Source organism: Betaproteobacteria bacterium (assembly GCA_016720925.1).
GTDB lineage: Bacteria > Pseudomonadota > Gammaproteobacteria > Burkholderiales > Usitatibacteraceae > UKL13-2.
This window is the reverse complement of record JADKJR010000010.1, coordinates 14,298-32,309: the sequence shown is the minus strand read 5'-3', so window position 1 is coordinate 32,309 and position 18,012 is coordinate 14,298. Positions and strand designations below refer to the sequence as shown.

At 59.2% G+C, this 18,012-nt stretch carries 16 protein-coding genes; 8 read left to right on the top strand and 8 right to left on the bottom strand.

The features are described 5' to 3' along the window. Nucleotides 1-147: 147 nt before the first annotated feature. The 6 genes from IPP88_15015 to IPP88_14990 all read left to right on the top strand — a co-directional run bounded on the left by IPP88_15015 (nucleotide 148) and on the right by IPP88_14990 (nucleotide 5,816). Nucleotides 148-402, top strand: a complete 255-nt coding sequence (locus IPP88_15015) for a chaperone NapD (GenBank protein MBL0123972.1) — start codon at nucleotides 148-150, stop codon at nucleotides 400-402. Beyond that, nucleotides 399-2,945, top strand: coding sequence for a nitrate reductase catalytic subunit NapA (gene napA / locus IPP88_15010; protein ID MBL0123971.1), 2,547 nt, complete (start codon nucleotides 399-401; stop codon nucleotides 2,943-2,945). Before IPP88_15015 ends, napA begins: the two co-directional genes overlap by 4 nt. Before the next feature lie 74 nt (nucleotides 2,946-3,019). Next, on the top strand, nucleotides 3,020-3,889 hold the full coding sequence (gene napG, locus IPP88_15005) for a ferredoxin-type protein NapG (GenBank protein MBL0123970.1): 870 nt from the start codon (nucleotides 3,020-3,022) through the stop codon (nucleotides 3,887-3,889). Continuing rightward, nucleotides 3,868-4,779 (top strand): quinol dehydrogenase ferredoxin subunit NapH, encoded by a 912-nt coding sequence (gene napH, locus IPP88_15000; GenBank protein ID MBL0123969.1) that lies wholly within the window; start codon nucleotides 3,868-3,870, stop codon nucleotides 4,777-4,779. The genes napG and napH overlap by 22 nt, the downstream gene beginning before the upstream one ends. Nucleotides 4,780-4,838: 59 nt before the next feature. Next, a complete protein-coding gene (locus tag IPP88_14995) occupies nucleotides 4,839-5,297 on the top strand; it encodes a nitrate reductase cytochrome c-type subunit (protein ID MBL0123968.1) in 459 nt (152 codons plus the stop codon). A 141-nt stretch (nucleotides 5,298-5,438) separates the two neighbouring features. Further along, nucleotides 5,439-5,816 (top strand): nitrous oxide-stimulated promoter family protein, encoded by a 378-nt coding sequence (locus IPP88_14990; protein MBL0123967.1) that lies wholly within the window; start codon nucleotides 5,439-5,441, stop codon nucleotides 5,814-5,816. Between the two features lie 83 nt (nucleotides 5,817-5,899). On the opposite strand, the gene IPP88_14985 is transcribed toward IPP88_14990, so the two are convergent. After that, complete coding sequence (locus tag IPP88_14985) at nucleotides 5,900-6,232, bottom strand: hypothetical protein (GenBank protein ID MBL0123966.1); 333 nt, start codon at nucleotides 6,230-6,232, stop codon at nucleotides 5,900-5,902. Nucleotides 6,233-6,735: 503 nt separating this feature from the next. Between IPP88_14985 and IPP88_14980 the strand changes: the two genes are divergently transcribed. Then, a complete protein-coding gene (locus tag IPP88_14980) occupies nucleotides 6,736-8,490 on the top strand; it encodes a c-type cytochrome (protein ID MBL0123965.1) in 1,755 nt (584 codons plus the stop codon). Between the two features lie 16 nt (nucleotides 8,491-8,506). Then, a complete protein-coding gene (locus IPP88_14975; protein ID MBL0123964.1) occupies nucleotides 8,507-8,839 on the top strand; it encodes a cytochrome C in 333 nt (110 codons plus the stop codon). A gap of 423 nt (nucleotides 8,840-9,262) precedes the next feature. Here the strand turns inward: IPP88_14975 and IPP88_14970 are convergent, their stop codons facing one another. The 7 genes from IPP88_14970 to IPP88_14940 form a co-directional block, all read right to left on the bottom strand. Then, nucleotides 9,263-10,030: a Crp/Fnr family transcriptional regulator gene (locus IPP88_14970; GenBank protein MBL0123963.1), complete on the bottom strand. Its 768-nt coding sequence runs from the start codon at nucleotides 10,028-10,030 to the stop codon at nucleotides 9,263-9,265. Between the two features lie 209 nt (nucleotides 10,031-10,239). Beyond that, entirely contained in the window at nucleotides 10,240-11,544 is a 1,305-nt protein-coding gene (locus IPP88_14965; protein ID MBL0123962.1) for a c-type cytochrome, read from the bottom strand. A 92-nt stretch (nucleotides 11,545-11,636) separates the two neighbouring features. After that, on the bottom strand, nucleotides 11,637-12,473 hold the full coding sequence (locus tag IPP88_14960; GenBank protein ID MBL0123961.1) for a hypothetical protein: 837 nt from the start codon (nucleotides 12,471-12,473) through the stop codon (nucleotides 11,637-11,639). A 3-nt stretch (nucleotides 12,474-12,476) separates the two neighbouring features. Continuing rightward, nucleotides 12,477-13,946, bottom strand: coding sequence for a cbb3-type cytochrome c oxidase subunit I (locus IPP88_14955; protein ID MBL0123960.1), 1,470 nt, complete (start codon nucleotides 13,944-13,946; stop codon nucleotides 12,477-12,479). After that, entirely contained in the window at nucleotides 13,939-15,522 is a 1,584-nt protein-coding gene (locus IPP88_14950; protein ID MBL0123959.1) for a cytochrome b N-terminal domain-containing protein, read from the bottom strand. Before IPP88_14950 ends, IPP88_14955 begins: the two co-directional genes overlap by 8 nt. 6 nt (nucleotides 15,523-15,528) lie before the next feature. Beyond that, on the bottom strand, nucleotides 15,529-16,050 hold the full coding sequence (locus IPP88_14945; GenBank protein ID MBL0123958.1) for a hypothetical protein: 522 nt from the start codon (nucleotides 16,048-16,050) through the stop codon (nucleotides 15,529-15,531). Beyond that, nucleotides 16,043-17,995: a cytochrome b N-terminal domain-containing protein gene (locus IPP88_14940; protein MBL0123957.1), complete on the bottom strand. Its 1,953-nt coding sequence runs from the start codon at nucleotides 17,993-17,995 to the stop codon at nucleotides 16,043-16,045. Before IPP88_14940 ends, IPP88_14945 begins: the two co-directional genes overlap by 8 nt. Nucleotides 17,996-18,012 lie beyond the last annotated feature (17 nt).

Below are 18,012 nucleotides of genomic sequence, written 5' to 3'. Positions count from 1 at the left end.
GAATTTCCGTTCGGCTTAACAATTATCAAGGAAAGTTACCGCGCCGCAGCATAGGCTATGGGTTGAACCTTGAGTGCTTGTTCCTGAGTCCCGAGCCCGAAGTCATTCACCAGTTCCCTCCGCACTAAAAAGTGCCCGCGATACCAGATGAACATCTCCAGCGTCATTGTCAATGCACAGCCCGCCCGGGCATCCGTGGTGAGCGATGCAATTGAACAGATGGCCGGTGTGGAGATTCATGCCGCGACCGAGGAAGGCAAGTTCATTGTCACCATTGAAACCGGTACCGACGCCGAGACTGTCGATGTGTTCAACCACATCAATGCGATGGATGGTGTCATGTCCGTCGCGATGGTATTTCACCAATTCGAATCCGACCCTGAAGGGAGTGTCTGCACATGAAGCTGACCCGACGTGATTTCATCAAAAGTAACGCCGCCGCCGCCGCTGCATCGGTCGCCGGTGTATCGCTCGCCGCGCCCCAACAAGCGAAGGCGCCCGCGCCGCGAGCAGACGGTGTGCGTTGGGACAAAGGCGTGTGCAGATATTGTGGTACCGGCTGTGGCGTACTGGTTGGCGTCAAGGATGGGAAGATCGTCGCAACCCAGGGCGATCCCGACGCCCCGGTGAACAAGGGGCTGAACTGCATCAAGGGTTACTTCCTGGCGAAAATCCAGTACGGCAAGGATCGTCTCACCACGCCGCTGCTGCGCATGAAGGATGGCAAGTTCGACAAGGACGGCGAGTTCGCGCCGGTCACCTGGAAACAGGCCTTCGACATCATGGAAGAGAAGTGCAAGGCTGCACTGAAAGCGAAAGGTCCGACTTCGATCGGCATGTTCGGCTCGGGCCAGTGGACCATCTGGGAAGGTTATGCGGCGGTCAAACTTTTCAAGGCCGGTTTCCGCACCAACAATATCGATCCGAACGCGCGTCACTGCATGGCCTCTGCCGTCGCCGGCTTCATGCGCACCTTCGGCATCGACGAGCCGATGGGTTGCTATGACGACGCCGAGCACGCGGATGCGTTCGTGCTGTGGGGTTCCAACATGGCCGAGATGCACCCCATCCTCTGGTCGCGTATCACCAACCGCCGCCTGTCGGCGAAGCATGTCAGGGTCAATGTCCTTTCCACCTTCACACATCGTTCCTGCGAAGTTGCCGACTCGGAACTCATCTTCAAACCGCAAACCGATCTGGCTATCCTCAACTACATCTGCAACTACATCATCCAGAACAACGCGGTGAACGAAGACTTCGTCAAGAAGCACGTCAATTTCACCAAAGGCGTCACCGACATCGGATACGGCCTGCGTCCGAATCATCCGCTTGAACAGGTAGCCAACAATAACGGCTATCCCGGCGCGGATGGTAAACCGAAGGGCGCGCCGGACAAGATGAGCCCGATCAGCTTCGACGAGTTCAAACAGTTCGTGTCTGAATACACGCTGGAATACACGTCCAAACTCTCTGGCGTGGCACCGGAAAAACTCTTGGAACTGGCGAAGATCTACGCGGATCCGAAAACCAAAGTTACGTCGTACTGGACCATGGGCTTCAACCAGCACACTCGCGGCACCTGGGTGAACAACATGATCTACAACGTGCACCTGTTGGTGGGCAAAATTTCCGAGCCGGGTAATAGCCCATTCTCGCTGACCGGCCAGCCTTCAGCCTGTGGTACCGCGCGCGAGGTCGGCACGTTTTCGCATCGCCTTCCGGCTGACATGGTGGTGATGAATCCTGCCCACCGCGAAGCCACCGAGAAAATCTGGAAACTGCCGCCGGGCACGATCAACGGCGTGCCGGGCTATCACGCGGTATTGCAGAGCCGCATGCTGAAAGACGGCAAGCTCAATTTTTACTGGACCACCACCACCAACAATATGCAGGCGGGGCCGAACATCAACGGCGAAACCTATCCCGGTTTCCGTAATCCGGAAAATTTCATCGTCGTATCGGATGCCTATCCGACCGTGACGGCCCTCGCCGCCGATCTGATACTGCCTTCCGCCATGTGGATGGAAAAGGAGGGTGCCTTCGGTAACGCCGAGCGACGCAGCCAGTTCTGGCGCCAGCAGGTCAAGGCGCCGGGCGAATCCAAATCCGATCTGTGGCAGTACATGGAATTCTCCAAGCGCTTCAAGGTTGAGGAAGTCTGGCCGGAGGAACTGCTGGCCAAGATGCCCGAGTATCGCGGCAAGACGCTTTATGACGTGCTGTATGCCAACGGCCAGGTCAACAAATTTCCGCTCGACGAACTCGAGAAAACCAACGGTCACGCCATCAAGGGCTATCGCAACGACGAGTCGACAGCGTTCGGCTATTACGTGCAGAAGGGCTTGTTCGAGGAATACGCGGGCTTCGGGCGCGGTCACGCGCACGATCTCGCGCCGTTTGACTCTTATCACAAGACCCGCGGTATGCGCTGGCCGGTGGTCGACGGCAAAGAAACACTGTGGCGTTTCCGCGAAGGCTATGACCCATACGTCAAGAAAGGCGAGAGCGTCAAGTTCTACGGCAAGCCGGACGGCAAAGCGCTGATTATCGCGCTGCCCTATCAACCCGCCGCCGAAGAACCGGATGCTGAGTACGACTTGTGGCTTTGCACCGGGCGCGTGCTGGAGCACTGGCATACGGGCACCATGACGCGCCGCGTGCCGGAGCTCTACAAGGCCTTCCCGGATGCCGTCGTGTTCATGAATCCGAATGATGCGAAGAAGCGTGAGTTGAAACGGGGCGACGTCGTCAAGGCCGTCACGCGGCGCGGTGAGATCCAATTGCGCGTCGAAACCAAGGGCCGCAACAAGATGCCCGATGGGCTGGTATTCATCCCGTTCTTCGACGAGCACCGTTTGGTGAACAAGCTGACACTGGATGCGACCTGCCCGATTTCGAAAGAGACGGACTTCAAGAAGTGCGCGGTCAAGATCGTCAAGGTTTGATCGCATAGGAAATCTGGATGTGCGTGGGCGGGCAACGCAGGTTGTCCGCTGACAAACGAGACCTGGCATTCATCATGAAAGCTGAGAAAAAAGGCCAAACTGCCGCCGCGTCGCAAGCGGCGCGCCGGCAGTTCCTGCTCGATGGCGCGCGCATGACCTGTGGCGTGGGCCTGCTCGGGCTGGGCGTTGGCCTTTACGCCAAGCAGTCGAAAGCGCTGCCACCGCAGGCCCTTCGCCCGCCAGGGGCGCTGGCGGACAAGGATTTCCTCGGCGCCTGCATCCGTTGTGGTCTGTGCGTGCGCGATTGTCCCTACAAAATTCTCAGCCTCGCCAAACCAGAGGAAGCGGTCGCCACCGGCTCGCCCTACTTTATCGCGCGCCAATTGCCTTGCGAGATGTGCGAAGACATTCCGTGCGTCAAGGCCTGCCCGACCGGGGCGCTGGACCATCAACTGACCGACATCAACAAGGCGAAGATGGGCCTTGCGGTGCTGGTGGACCAGGAGAACTGCCTCAATTTCCTCGGCATGCGCTGCGACGTGTGCTATCGCGTTTGTCCGGTGATCGACAAAGCCATCACGCTTGAGCAGCAGATCAACCCGCGCACCGGCAAGCACGCGCTGTTTATTCCGGTCGTGCATTCCGAACACTGTACCGGCTGCGGTAAATGCGAGAAATCCTGCGTACTGGAAGCGGCCGCCATCAAGGTATTTCCGATCAGTATCGCCAAGGGCGAGCCGGGCAAGCATTACCGCCTGGGTTGGATCGAAAAAGACAAAGAGGGCGCCAGTCTGGTCGCGCCGGATATCGAGCATCACTACAATCTGCCCGAAGGCCAGCGCTACGAATCGGGGCGTGGGTTGAATCCGACTGGCGACACCGCGCCGGCGGCGCCCGGCACAAAGCCGCCGATGCCGCGTGCATTGCAAGGAAACAAGCTGTGAGCGCCGGCGCTGACGCCTTGGCCGCCAAGGGCTGGTGGGGCGCCCACAAATGGCTGGTGTTGCGGCGCGTGTCGCAGGTGTCGATACTCGGCCTGTTCCTGCTCGGCCCGTTGCTGGGCGTGTGGATCATCAAGGGCAATCTCACCTTCAGCTACACGCTGAATTTCCTGCCGCTGGCGGATCCTTACATCCTGCTGCAATCGCTTCTGACGCGGCATGTGCCCGAAACGAAGGCCTTCATCGGCGCGGTTATCGTGCTCGTGTTCTACATGCTGGTGGGCGGACGTGTGTTTTGCTCATGGGTATGCCCGGTGAACATGGTCGCCGACGCGGCGGGATGGTTGCGCGAGTGCTTCGGCATCAAGGGTGGTGCGCACATATCGCGGCAAACACGCTACTGGATTCTGGCCATGACGCTGGTGCTGGCATTGAGCACCGGCACGATCGCGTGGGAACTGGTGAACCCGGTCTCGATGTTCCATCGCGGCGTGATCTTTGGCATTGGTGCCGCATGGGCGGTCATTCTGGCGGTGTTCCTCTTCAGCCTGTTCGTGGTGAAGGATGGCTGGTGCGGTCGCTTGTGTCCGGTCGGCGCGTTCTACAGCCTGCTCGGAAAATTTAGTATCGTTCGCGTGACAGCCGCAAATCGCGCCGCCTGTAACGATTGCATGGACTGCGTGGTGATATGCCCGGAACCGCATGTGATCATGCCCGCATTGAAAGGGCTTAAGGGCGCGGGCCCGGTGATTCTGGATGTCAACTGCACCAACTGCGGACGATGCATCGACGTATGCTCGAAAGACGTTTTTACATTCGGCACGCGATTTGGCAACAGGGTGATAAATGTTTCACGCCCCGCGCAGGCGATGGCGCCGGTGGCGAGCAAATAGGAAAGTTTTCTTTGTGTCTTTTTCGAATTTCAACTTTTACGATGTGAAGGGAGACGATCATGAACAGGTCCGTCACGATTATTCTGGCCGCAGCACTGGCCGCGATTTCGGGTTGGAGTATTGCCCAGCAACCCGCCAGTGTCCAAACCCTGCGCGGCGAAGGCGCGGCGACGGTCGACAAGGCGCCCGTTGAAAAAGTCTATCCCGGCAAAAAGCCCGGCATGCAGAAACTCATCGTGCGAACCTTCAAGGGGCAGCCGCCACTGGTGCCGCATGCCACCGATAATTTCGATGAAATTACAGTGACGGAAAACCAGTGTCTCGATTGCCATGGCTTGGAAAATTATGTGGCGAAGAAGTCCCCCAGGCTTCTCGACAGTCACTTGACCACCAGCAGCGACGGCTTGAAGAAAGTCACCTCGATGGAACGCTACCAATGCAACACCTGCCACGTTGCGCAGGTCGATGCCAAGCCGCTGGTGGCGAATACGTTCGTTGGCAATATGGCGAAGAAGTAGGCGTTGATTTCACGACGTATTGAAGCCGTGGCCGGCGCGAGCGGGTTGCGGCTTTTTGTATTCTTGGCGCTTGAATCCAGGCGGATGCCACGCGGCCCCGGCGCATAATAATCCGCGAAAGACCGGGAACAGGACACATTCATGACCAATCAGATAATCGAATTCACCACCGATAAGCGCTTGGAGCGCCGTGCGCGCGAATTGAAAACGATAGACGCCATGCTGCGCATGTACTGCCGCGCCCACGAACACGAACACGAGCCGCGGGCGCCGCTTTGCGCAAGCTGTAATGAACTGCGGGAATACGCGAGCCGCAGGCTGGAGCGCTGTGTCTTCGGCGACGCCAAGCCGACTTGCACCAATTGCCTGGTCCATTGCTACAGCACCGGCATGCGCGAGCGGGTAAGGGTCGTGATGTGCTGGGCAGGACCGCGCATGCTGCTGCGTCACCCCATTCTGGGTGTCCTGCATATCATCGATGGTCGGCGTCCTTCGCCTCGCCTGCCGGCAAAGCCGTAGAAGGGCAAACACGCCAAGGCGTCAAAGCCAAGGATGGTCCGATCAAGGTCGAGCGGGTCAAAGCCCCGGAAGCCTGGCGCCGGTCAGTTGACGAAACGCTCGTGCATCACGCGCGAGTTGAGCAGCAGGCCCGTCAGCAAGCTGTACAGCGCGACCGCGCCGAGTATCGCCGCCGCGAGCGTCCAGCTCTGATTGAGTGACTGGCGCGTCTGAACCAGCTGCCAGGCGGTGTATAACCAGTTGGCGGCTGCACCGTAGGCGAAAGCCTGCAGAAAAACGAGGCTGAGCTTGCGCCGGTAGAGAAAGGTAAACGGTGCAGCGAGACAAATAACCACCAACACCCAGTTGCTGGCGCGCAGAAAATGCGCACCCAATAGCAGCGCAGCCAAAATGTACATGACGATACGAATTAACATGGACAAAGCAATCGAGGTAGTTGGCGCCGGCATCCGCCCGGTTATTGCCGAGGATCGATATTACACGGTTGGGGATAGTTACCGCTCAACCGCAGTTGAGCTTGCAGAATCAGGTCCCAGTACTGTTTGCTTAGTCACGGTTCGCCCTGAGATATCGAAGGCCTACCGGCTCAAATGCCCTTCGAATCTCAGGGCGAACGGAAATGTTGTCTCGAGAAGTATCGTAAACACAAGCACTGGTGCGGCGGTTGGGGCGAAAAGGCTTGAAACGGCGCGCCAGTGCTAGAGATTGCACATTCATTACCATCGTCCCTGCCTGCACTGAAAATACGAATTAGTGAGAACGCGCGAACCTTAAGGCATCTCAAGGTGAGCGCGCGCGCGATGAAGGATGCTTTGCCTCCGCGCGGCGATGTTCTTGGCAGTAGAAATTGAGACGGTTAACGCAACCGTTGACGCAACGGAAACGAAATTCCACTCACCACCCAATCCAGGAAGCCAATATGCCCAGCGTATTCAACCTCATGAAGTTCGCGCCTCTCGCATTCGCTGCGGCAGTCGCCGCCGGCGCCGCATTCGCGCAAGCGCCTGCACCCGCTCCGGCGGCCGATTCATCGAAAGGCCATGTATCACCCGCCGAAGTGAAGTATCAGGCTGGCGGCTCGCCATTGGCCGATGCCGACATGCATCAGAACGTCAATCCAAAAGCGCCGCAAATGACCAAGGCGGAGTTCGACAAGGCGCGCAAGATTTACTTCGAGCGTTGCGCGGGTTGCCACGGCGTGCTGCGCAAAGGTGCGACCGGCAAGCCGCTGACCACCGACAAGACGCTCGCCTCGGGTACCGAGTACCTCAAGGTGTTCATCAAATACGGCTCACCCGCCGGCATGCCGAATTGGGGAACGTCGGGTGAGTTTACCGATGATGAGGTTGACCTGATGGCGCGCTACATCCAGCAGGAACCACCTACACCGCCGGAATATGGCATGCCAGAAATGAAGGCGTCGTGGAAGGTCCTCATCGCTCCGGAAAAACGGCCAACCCGGAAATTGAACAAGTTCGATATCGACAACATTTTCTCGACCACGTTGCGTGATACCGGCGAAGTCGCGCTGATCGACGGCAACTCAAAGAAGATCATCACCATCATCAAGACCGGGTACGCCGTGCATATCTCGCGGATGTCCGCCTCGGGCCGCTACTTGTTTGTGATCGGTCGCGACGCGAAGATCAACCTCATTGACTTGTGGATGGAAATACCCGGCACCGTCGCCGAGATCCGCATCGGCCTGGAAGCGCGTAGTGTCGATACGTCCAAGTACAAAGGCTACGTGGACAAATACGCCATCGCCGGTGCCTATTGGCCACCGCAATTCGTGATCATGAACGGCAATACGCTCGAGCCGCTGAAGATTGTCGCCACCCGCGGCATGACCGTGGATACGCAGGAATACCATCCCGAGCCGCGCGTGGCAGCGATCGCGGCCTCGCACTTCAAGCCCGAGTTCATCGTCAACGTGAAAGAGACCGGCAAGATCCTGATGGTCGATTACTCCGACCTCGACAATCTGAAGATGACCGAAGTGCCGGCCGCGCGCTTTTTGCATGACGGTGGCTGGGATTCCACCAAGCGCTACTTGATGGTCGCCGCCAACCAGTCGAACAAGATCGCGGTCGTGGATGCCAAGACCGGCAAGCGCGCGGCATTGGTGGATGTGGGCAAGATTCCGCATCCGGGACGCGGCGCGAATTTCATTCACCCGAAGTTTGGTCCGGTGTGGTCGACGGGACACTTGGGTGACGAGACCATCGCCCTGATCGGCACTGACCCGGAGAAGCACAAGCAGTATGCGTGGAAGATGGTCGCGGAACTCAAAGGTCAAGGTGGCGGTTCGCTGTTCCTGAAGACCCATCCGAATTCGAAGAACCTGTGGGTCGATACACCGCTGAATCCCGATCCGAAAATCAGCCAGTCGATCGCGGTGTACGACATCAATAATCTCGACAAGGGGTTCAAGGCATTGCCGATCGCCGAATGGGCGGGCGTGACCGACGGCGCCAAGCGCGTGGTGCAGCCCGAGTACAACAAGGCTGGCGATGAAGTCTGGTTCAGCGTGTGGAGTGCCAAGAACCAGCAATCGGCCATTGTTGTGGTGGATGACAAGACACTGAAGTTGAAGGCCGTCATCAAGGACCCGCGCCTGATCACCCCGACCGGCCACTTCAATGTCCACAACACGCAGCACGACATCTACTAGCCTTCAGGAGTTACCAATGAAAAAAGTATCATTCGTCGCCGCACTGGTGGTGGCACTCGGCGTGAGCGCCAACACCTCCGCGGCAATCGATGCCAAGGCGGCCACTGCCATCATGGCGAAAGCCGCCTGCAACGCCTGCCATCTGCCGGACAAGAAACTGGTCGGTCCCGCGTACAAAGACGTATCGGCCAAATACAAACCCAATGCGAAGGCGGTTGACCTGCTGATGCAAAAGGTGCGGACCGGGGGCGCGGGTGTGTGGGGTCCGATTCCCATGCCGCCGAACCCGAAAGAAAAAATCAGCGACGAAGATCTGAAGAGCCTGATTGGCTGGATCCTGACGCTCTGATTGACGTTGAAGTGAGTGATTTGGAAGCAATCGGCTCTCCCGCCGGTTGCTTCCATTCTTTTTGTGTGCCGAGGCAGCGCGGCAGTATGTCGTCCCTGCGCAGGGTAAGACAGGGGTTTCGCGTCCCGTGGGACGTGCCTGACGAACCGGAAACAGATGCAGCGGTTTCCGTGGCAGGACCCAGTCCTCCCAAGATCTTGACGAGACAAGCGGACTGGACTTCAGCCCGCGCTGGAATGACGAGCTTATAAGTTTTCCAATGAAACTCAAGCACTGGTGCGCCTTTCGGGCATGAAACGGCCTGAAAGCCTCGCCAGTGCTAGTGTTTTGTAATTGCACGCAATTTCGTGCGCTACATTTGTTGCGTGGCGCCGGAGGGATTTGCTGCAGTCGCCGCCTGCAAACGATCGAGAAATCCCGACGTCAGCCCTGGAAATCGCGCAAGCGCTTCAAATCAGGCACGTGGATCGTTTTTCCGCTGACCTCGATGAGCCCGGCGGCGGAAAGGTCGTGCAGGATGCGCGAGAAATGTTCCGGTGTCAGATTGAGTCGCGAGGCGATGGTCACTTTGCTGGCGGGCAACGTTACCGTGGCCTCGTTGCTCTCTTCATCGTTTTCACTGGTGTCGTTACGCATCAGGAAGCCGATGACCCGCTCGGTACCCGAACGCATTGAATACGACTCCACATCGCGAATCAGGCCGTGCAACCGGCGGCTCAGGCCGGCCAGCATTTTTCGGGCGAAAGCCGGATTGCGCTCAAGCTCGGCAAACACGGTTTTCTTCGAAACATGCAGTAGTAGCGAATCGGCCAGCGCGTGCGCGTTGACCACGCAAGCGGTCTCGGTGAACATGATGGCCTCACCGAACGTCAGGCCCGGGCCGACGATTTCGATGACCTTTTCCATTCCCTGTGGCGAGGTGACCAACAGCTTTATCTGCCCATAAAGCACAATCCAGAAGCCCTCGCAAGGATCGCCGCGCCGGAACAGCGCTTCGCCTTTTTGCGCGTAAACGCGCCGGGTGCCGGCGGCCATGCGCTCGATCTCTTCTGGCGACGCATCTCGCAGCAGCGGAATATTGGCCAGAAAGTCATGGACGGGAATTTCGGGACTGGTGGTCAAATGCGCTCCGGTGCAGTGTCGCTCTTCGGGCTGGATTGCGGTGTGGACGACCGCTATTTTCGGGGACATTATGCCTCATTGTGGCGTATAAGACGGCGGTCTGCCGGTGGCCACGTCAATTTGACCGGGTTCACGTCGTAGTCTTCATTTCCACCGGACGTTCGCGTTGGCCATCCTTGCGATGTCTTCCGGGTTGGGATGCGAAATGAAGCTGGCTCCCATTGCGGGAGCCGGTGAGAACATTGTCGGGCAAATACTGCTGGTGGGTAGTTCGTGGACTAGCGGCTTTCCGGAAACCCCTGCACGTGCGCGAGGATATCCAGCAGCAATGGCATGCCCAGTTCTCTCAGCGCGGGCATCTTTTCGTCGGGATGACCGTTGACGATCGTGTGCAGGCTTCCCCACGGATTCGTCTTGACCGACCGGCCAAGAGGCCGTGTGGCGATAAGGTAGCCATCGACGCCGTGGCAGTTGGCGCAGAGGGTAACGTACGGCGCACCGCCACGCGCGGCGTCGCCGCGTATACGACGGCTCTGACGGTCGATGGCGGCATTCATGTCGACCTGTCCGGCACTGACGAAATTCGCCAGGTCCTGCAGGTCGCGGGTCTTCAGCACGGCGCCATATTGGTGTTTGGGATCGCGCAGGATAGTGGCGATTCGTGCCGGATCGGCGCCCACCATGCCGCGAATTCCTTTGATGCCGGTGGCATGGTTTCCACTCGCATAGTCGCCTTGGTTACCCTGGTAGTCAAAACCATGGCATTCCTTGCAGCGCCAGGTAAGCTGTGCGTCTTTGGCAAAGTACGCAGTCGCGGGATACGCGGGATGCGGCAATGACTGGCGCCGTGCGCCCGCTTCGACCTGCCAGTCGTCGTACAAACGGCCTCCGCGCGCGATTGAGGCGGGCAGATTTACCGACGGCAACGTTTGCACGTATGCCAGCATCCGCGTTGCGACATCCGGCCCCAATGCGCTGAGGGCGGGCATGGCGCCGCCGGGATGCCCGTAAAGGATTACATGCAGCACTTCGTAGGGTCGCTGCCGCGCAGAATCGCCGATCGGCATGGCCTCGCGCAACTGCGCACCGTCGAGGCCGTGACAGCCCGCGCAAATCGTACTATAGGTCTTCACCGAGGACGCGTCCGGTGTTTTTCCGCGGCGCCCTGACTCGATGGCGGCCTTCAGGTCGGTCTGTCCGCGGCTGACGAATTTCGCCAGGTCAAGCAGATCACTTTCGCGCATCAGGTCTGCGTAGCGGTGCGTCGGGTTTTTCATCACCGACACAATCGCGGCGGGATCACTGCCGACGCGGGCGCGAATGCCGACGAAGCCATGATTGCCCTTGTAATCCCAGCCGTGGCATTCGGTACAACGCCACGTGTCTGAGACATTAGGGACGACGCCGGGTTTGGTGGCGAAGCCCGGATGCGACTCAGCGGGGAGTTGTTCCTTTGCCTCCCGGATCCAATTGTCGTACAGGCGCCCACCGCGCGCAATCGACGCTTCGTCGATTGGTGCTGCGTGTGCCGCCACAAGATTCCCCATCAATGCCGCCAATGCGGCCAACGCCAGCTTTTTCATACGTCACCTTCCTCAAAGACCCTCGTGATCGTGCATTTCCTGTCGTTACATCTCGACTCTATCTACTTGTTTTTCCGCTACCTTGCGTTGCATCAAATGCCATGCTCGTTTTTCGGCGAATCGCGCGCCGCCATTGATGCAAGGGGGATCGCGAGTAACGGCGAAAGCATGCCATGCACAAAAGCCAGCCAGGTCGGCCGCGCGCCAAGCCACATCATTAGAAAGCCGAGCATCAGCAGCGTTACCGTCAACCATGCGGTCACAGCGACGCGCCTGGCCATCAATCGATCACACCGCCTGTACCACAATGTAGCGCCAATGAACATTGTCGATAACAGGGCGGTCCCAAGATGCAGGAAAGCGAACCAGCGTATGCCGTGCATTTCGCTGGCGCTCGCGGCGGCACCGGTGGCGACATGCAGCAAGAAGACGAAGATAGTGGCGCGAAGCAGGGGCTCGATCGGCTTGCGCGGCCGTGGATCGAAACTCACTGACTCCCGTAGCCACACGAACGCCATCAGCAGTACCATGCCGCCCACCACGTTGCTGACCGTCACCGCGGTGATCTGGTAGCCCGTTGTCAGTGGGCCAATCACGGCGAGGAAAACCGTTGCAGCCACCATCCATGCGATCGGCTTGACCAATTGCGATGGTAACGGCCGGCGAGTCCAGCACAGGATCACGGTATATATTGCCAGCAAACCAACGCCGGATGCAGTCAGGCGGTGCGTCAAGCGCAATGCCCCCTCAAGTTGCGGCGACAACGTCGTAATTGAATGGCCATCGGTGCCGAAAAAAGTCGCGAGGCGCAGCAGCATGCTGGTACCGAGAATGGCCAGCGCCAGCAATGCGCCAATGGTGCCGGTAGTCCGAAGCCCGCGCGTCGACGATTCGCCGGTTGGTGCTGAAGATGCAGGTAATGTCTCCATCGCTCAGCTCGCTTCCTGTCGGCGCAACGAACGCAGAACGATGAGCAGGAACATCACGCCGCCTATGATCGCAATCAGGCCGCCGAGTCCCATCAGCCCCATGCCAAAGGTCTCCTGCGTGGTACGCAATACCTGATCGGCACCGGCGACCTTGCGCTGCACGCCGTAGCCACCCGACCAGACCAAGCCGACAATGTGCATCAACTGGCCGGCGCCGTAGATGACGGGCTGCCAGATCGCGGCCAGCGACTTGGGCGCCGCAAAACCGAGACGCGGCAGCAGGTGATAGACAACTCCCATCATCGCCAGTGTGACGCCGACGATACAACCATGATAGTGCGCGGGAATGCGTACGTTGTTACCGGTGATCAGGAATCCGATGATGCCGCCCGCGGAAAACAACACCAGCGAGGCAATGAGGGAGGTGCGCAACGGGCGCATTTCAACGGACATGCCCTGTGCCGACCGCAGGGACCACAACACCGCCAGCGCAATCGGCGCAATGACCAGGCCGCCGCCGAAGCGCATCAGCAAAGTCTGCATGCGGTGGTGCTCGACGGAGGTAACGTCGTACGCAAGATAGGTGATTGGCGTCAGGAACACGGCAAGCAATGCGATGGCAAATAGCAAGGTTACGACCCGCGGAGACAATGGAAAACGCGTGGAAAAACGCATGGATAAACGCGAGGTCGCGCCTGTATCAAGGGCCGATGCAAGCCAGACCCAACTCACCAGCATCAGCAATGTGTAGGCGAACTGGAGTACGTGGCCGCCTCCCCAGAACACCAGTTCATAGTAGATCCGCGCATCCAGTTCCCGCGGGACCACGGCCCAGGACCAGGCAAACGCGAACGCCGCGACCGCGCATGACACCAGTGCCGCATTGAGCCCGAAACGAAGTGCACCGTCCCCGCTGATTCGCAACCCCACCGGTGCGGCTGCCAGCATAGAGCGCAGGCAGAGCAGCGCGATGCCTGCGCCGAACAATATGAGGCCGGCGAGAAACACCGGCCCATCCAGTACCGGCACATAGTTGGCCATTACCGGCGTGGCGCGCTCGACAAACGGTGCCGCGCTCATGGTGATCGTGCCGAGCGCCGAGAGGGCGAACGCACACCAGGCCAATGGAGTGAAACGTGGTGTGCCGCTCATGGTCCAGAGCGCGCCGCCGAAAGCGAGAAACCACACCAGCACCGAGAGATCGACGTGCACGACCAGCGCCACACGAAAAAAATCGGCCACCGGAAAAAGCGTCTGCAACTGTGGTGTGCGCGATAGCACCAGCAGGATCGAGAACAGGCCGGAGGCCAGCAGCGCCAGCATGCCGAGGCCAAGCCAGGCCATCGCCATCGGTTTTCGCGAATCCTGCGGCATGGCAAGATCGAAAAGAAAATTCGCCTCTGATGCTGCGAATGTATTTGAAGCAGTGGTTCCGTTGCCGAATGCCGCCTGGAGTGATCTGGGGTCAATCATGCTGTACCTCGTTGAAGGCAACTGCAGGGCCGGTCGCTGGATTCATTTTGGCGGGATTCAATCGGGCGTCGGCATGCAATGTTGCAATGGCGGCTTTGACGCGATCGATCTCGCGCCCCGCCCAGACTACCGCAAAACGGTCGCGCTGCGCGGCGGCGCGCAGCCTCGGCGCGCGAGCGCCCCTCAAGCGCTCTTGCACCCATAGGTCGCCCAGCCGATATTCGCAATCAGCTTCCCGGCAGCCTGCTACCACCGTGCCTGATGCGCCCATGCGGGTGGCGTATTCGAAGAACGATGGCGGCAACATGCCGGCACACTCCAGCGGTATCACTGTCGTCGAGGTGTCGGCCAGCGATTCGAAGTTCGCCGCCAATCGGCAGGCGAAAACCACGACCTTGCTACTTCCACTCAGGCCGGCAAGTTTCTGCTGCAGTTGCTGACGCAGACCGGCGATCGGCATATCGGGCATCTCGATGCCGGAAACGATATCTTCGATGCGCCGGAATGGCGTTGACGAGGGGCACGCACCCACACAGATGCCACATGCCGCGCATAGATCGCTGATTACTGACGCCTGTTGCGGGTGGTTGCGCTGATCCTGCCGCGGAATCATCACCACCGCGCCAAATGGACAATCCGCCGCGCAGCGCGCACAACCGTTGCAATTGGCCAGGTCGACGCGGGCGGCCCGGGCCAGCAATTCCTTCTTCGCGCCAGGCCGGCGAACCCACGGCAATATGGCTAGCGCGACAGTCAGTACTGCGGCCAACAGCCAAACCCATTGCGCGGAAATCGCATCGACCAGGGGATGGGGGAAGAGATAAAACCAGTCAAGCGAGAGCTGCGCGACCGCGTGACCGGTATCGGCTGGACCCAGGCTTTCCGCAGGCACCGACAACGCAAGCAGTGCGAGCATAACGAGGCTCCCCGTCGTCAGAGAACGGGGCGGCCAAATGCGCGGCAGGGAGATGCGCTCCACATGTACCCATACGGCCGCGAGTAACAGTAGCGGTACGCCGATATGCACAAACAGGATTAGCGAGAAGAAGCGATCGTTGAGGGTGTCCGCGGTGAGAAAGTTTCGGGCCAGCAGATCCGATGAGAGTGGCAGCGCCTGAAGCCACTCGGCCGCCGCGGTCACGCTGTAAAGCGCGCGTTCATCCCAAAGCAGCCACAGGCCGGTAATGCCGGTAAGCCACAGCATCCATAGCAAAGGAACGCCCGTTAGCCATGAGAACCAGCGGACGCCGCGATAATGCCCGCGCAACGCTTCGCGCACGAGGTGCAGTACCGTCAACGCCATGAACGCATCGGCCGCATATCGATGCATACCGCGCAGCAGCCGGCCGAGCAGTAACGGATCGTTTTGCAGTCGCAAGCCTGAATCGTATGCGCCGGCGACGCTGGTGTCGTATAGCGCAAAGGCAATGATTCCACTGACCACCGAGATGACCAGGCAAAGAAATGCCAGGGCGCCCAGATGCCGCCACGGGTTGTTGGCGGGTGCAAAGGCGCGATCGAATACGCCGGTCAGGCCTTCATCAGCGATGCGCAGTGCGGAAAGAGCGGTGGCCATCGCCACTCATTTTCCGTGCGTAAACACGAATCCCCCACTGCCGGTCAGAAAATCGACGATCAGCACCTGGCCGGGCGCCAATTCCATGGTGGCTTCGTGACGATGATCGAATGACCCGGTCGGCCCGTCGGCAAGTCGTGCAAGGAATACGTGCCGGCCCGCGGGAATGGACAGGCGGCGGTAGACCGTGGCGGCGCCATCTTTGTGCAATCCCGAGGGCGGCGTGTCGATGCGATAAAGCGACTTGCCGTCCATGTCGAGTTCGACCGCCACGTTGGCCCGTTCGCGCGGGCAGTCGAGCTTGGTTCGCATATTTGGCGCAAGCTTGGCCAGTTCCGCCTCGCTTCGCTCGCGGCAAACCTGTTTCAATTGCGCGGAGTGACTAAACGAGAGCTTCACCACCGCTTCGTCGTCGGCAAGTTGTCTATAAACAGGCGAGGTTGAAAAGTAGCCGATGAAGGCAGCAAATGCGGCATAGGCGAGCACCTGCAGGAGATAGCGTACTGGTGCCGGTAACGGGCTAGACATTCGAGCCTCCGAGTTTCACCATTTCCGCGTTGCCGGCATTAAGCGGACGCTGAGGGGCCAAATGAAAAGCATCCGAGAAACAATCGTCGCTTGAAATGCCACGTTTGACAAAGGCCGGGTACGCGGCTTCGACCATCTGTACCGAACCGCATGCATATACCTGGTGCCTGGAAAGATCCGGGAAGTCGGCGAGGATCGCCTCATGAACCAGACCGGTACGGCCGGTCCATTGGTCTTCGGGATGCGGCTCGGACAGCACCGGCACGAAGGTGAAATTGGCGTGCTCGCGTGCCCATTGTCCGGCCAGTTCGCCGAGGTAAAGATCGCGCCGGCTGCGCACGCCCCAGTACAGGATCATTTGGCGTTTCAGATCGATTTGGAAGGCATGTTCGAGCATGCTCTTCACCGGCGCAAATCCGGTGGAGCCGGCAACAAAAACAATGGGCTTGTCGCTGTCTTCGCGCAGCGTGAAGGCACCCATCGGCCCCTCGAATTTGAGCGCGTCGCCGACCTGCATCGTCGCGAAAACCTGTGTCGTGAATCGGCCGCCGACAACCCGCCGCACATGCAGCTCGATTTCTCCTGCACGGGTGGATTCGGGTGAGGTCGCGAACGAGAAGCTGCGTTTTGCGCCATCGGCAAGTACGATGTTGATGTACTGCCCGGCGTGGAAATTAAGTGGCGTGCCGCCTTCAATCTGCACGCAAAGGCGCATGACGTCTTCCGCGAGAAGTTCAAGCTTTGTTACCCGGGCGACATATTGTCTGACCGGCAATGCCCTCGCACCGGCCTGCGGCACATATTCAATCTCGACGTCACTCAACGCCTCGGCGCAACAAAGCAGCGTCTTGCCAGCCGCGCGCTCGTCTTTGGTCAGCACCGATTCCTGATACGGTTGCAGGGCAACCTTGCCGTGCAGCAACGTACATTTGCAGACACCGCAACCGCCATTGCGGCATTCGAACGGCATCGGCAACCCCTCGCGCAGTCCGGCATCAAGCAGGGTCTCGCCGGTGCGCACGGCGATAATGCGGTCATCAGGATGCAATGCCAGGTTCCATTGCTTTTGCTTGCCGGCAAACCGCGGGGGCAGCCACGGCAGCGCAACCAGCAACAGCGTGCCGCCGATGGCGAGCAGCCAGGTCTTTGTCGGCCCCCAGCCATCGATGAGTGCATACGCAGGCAGATAGAACCAGTCGAATTCAACCAGGGCCGGCATGGTCGACATATCCGCGTGGGGCAGGCTGACCGCGGGCTTGATAAAGGAAAGGACGATCATGGTGGCGACAATGCCGTACATGAGCGGGCGCGGCGGATTGGTCCTGGCGCCGGGAACGCGCTGCGTGTGAATCCAAAGGACAGCCATCACCGTGAGCGGGAGTCCGATATGAATAAACGAAAGCAGTGAAAACAGCCGGTCGCTGACATTGGCGTTGGTAATGAAATTGCGTGTCATCGAGCCGCCAATCACTGGCAATACATCGAACCATTCCGTGGTGACGGTGACCACGAACTGCGCAAGACGATCCCACGGCAGCATGTAGCCGTTGACGCCCGAGGCATAGGTGAGCCAAAGCAACGCCACACCGGAAACCCAGGAAAACCAGCGGAATCCGCGGTGGTGATCAAACGTGAAGTGGCGGAAGAGGTGCAAAACCATACCCAGCACCAGTGCGTCCGAGGCGTAGCGATGAACGCTGCGCATGACGCCGCCGATGTAGCGCTGACCGTGGGTCAATGCCTCCACCGAGGCATACGCGTTGACTACGCTGGTTTCAAAGAAAGCGTACAGATAAAGGCCGGTAACGATCACGATCCAGAGCAGAAAATAGGTGATCGCGCCGAGGTAGTAGAACGGGTTCAGCCGTTCACCAAAGAATGCGTTAAAAATTCGTTCAACGGTGAGAAATGCGCGCTGCGTGACGGACTGAAGTATGTTGAGCATGGCTGATTTGATTGCCG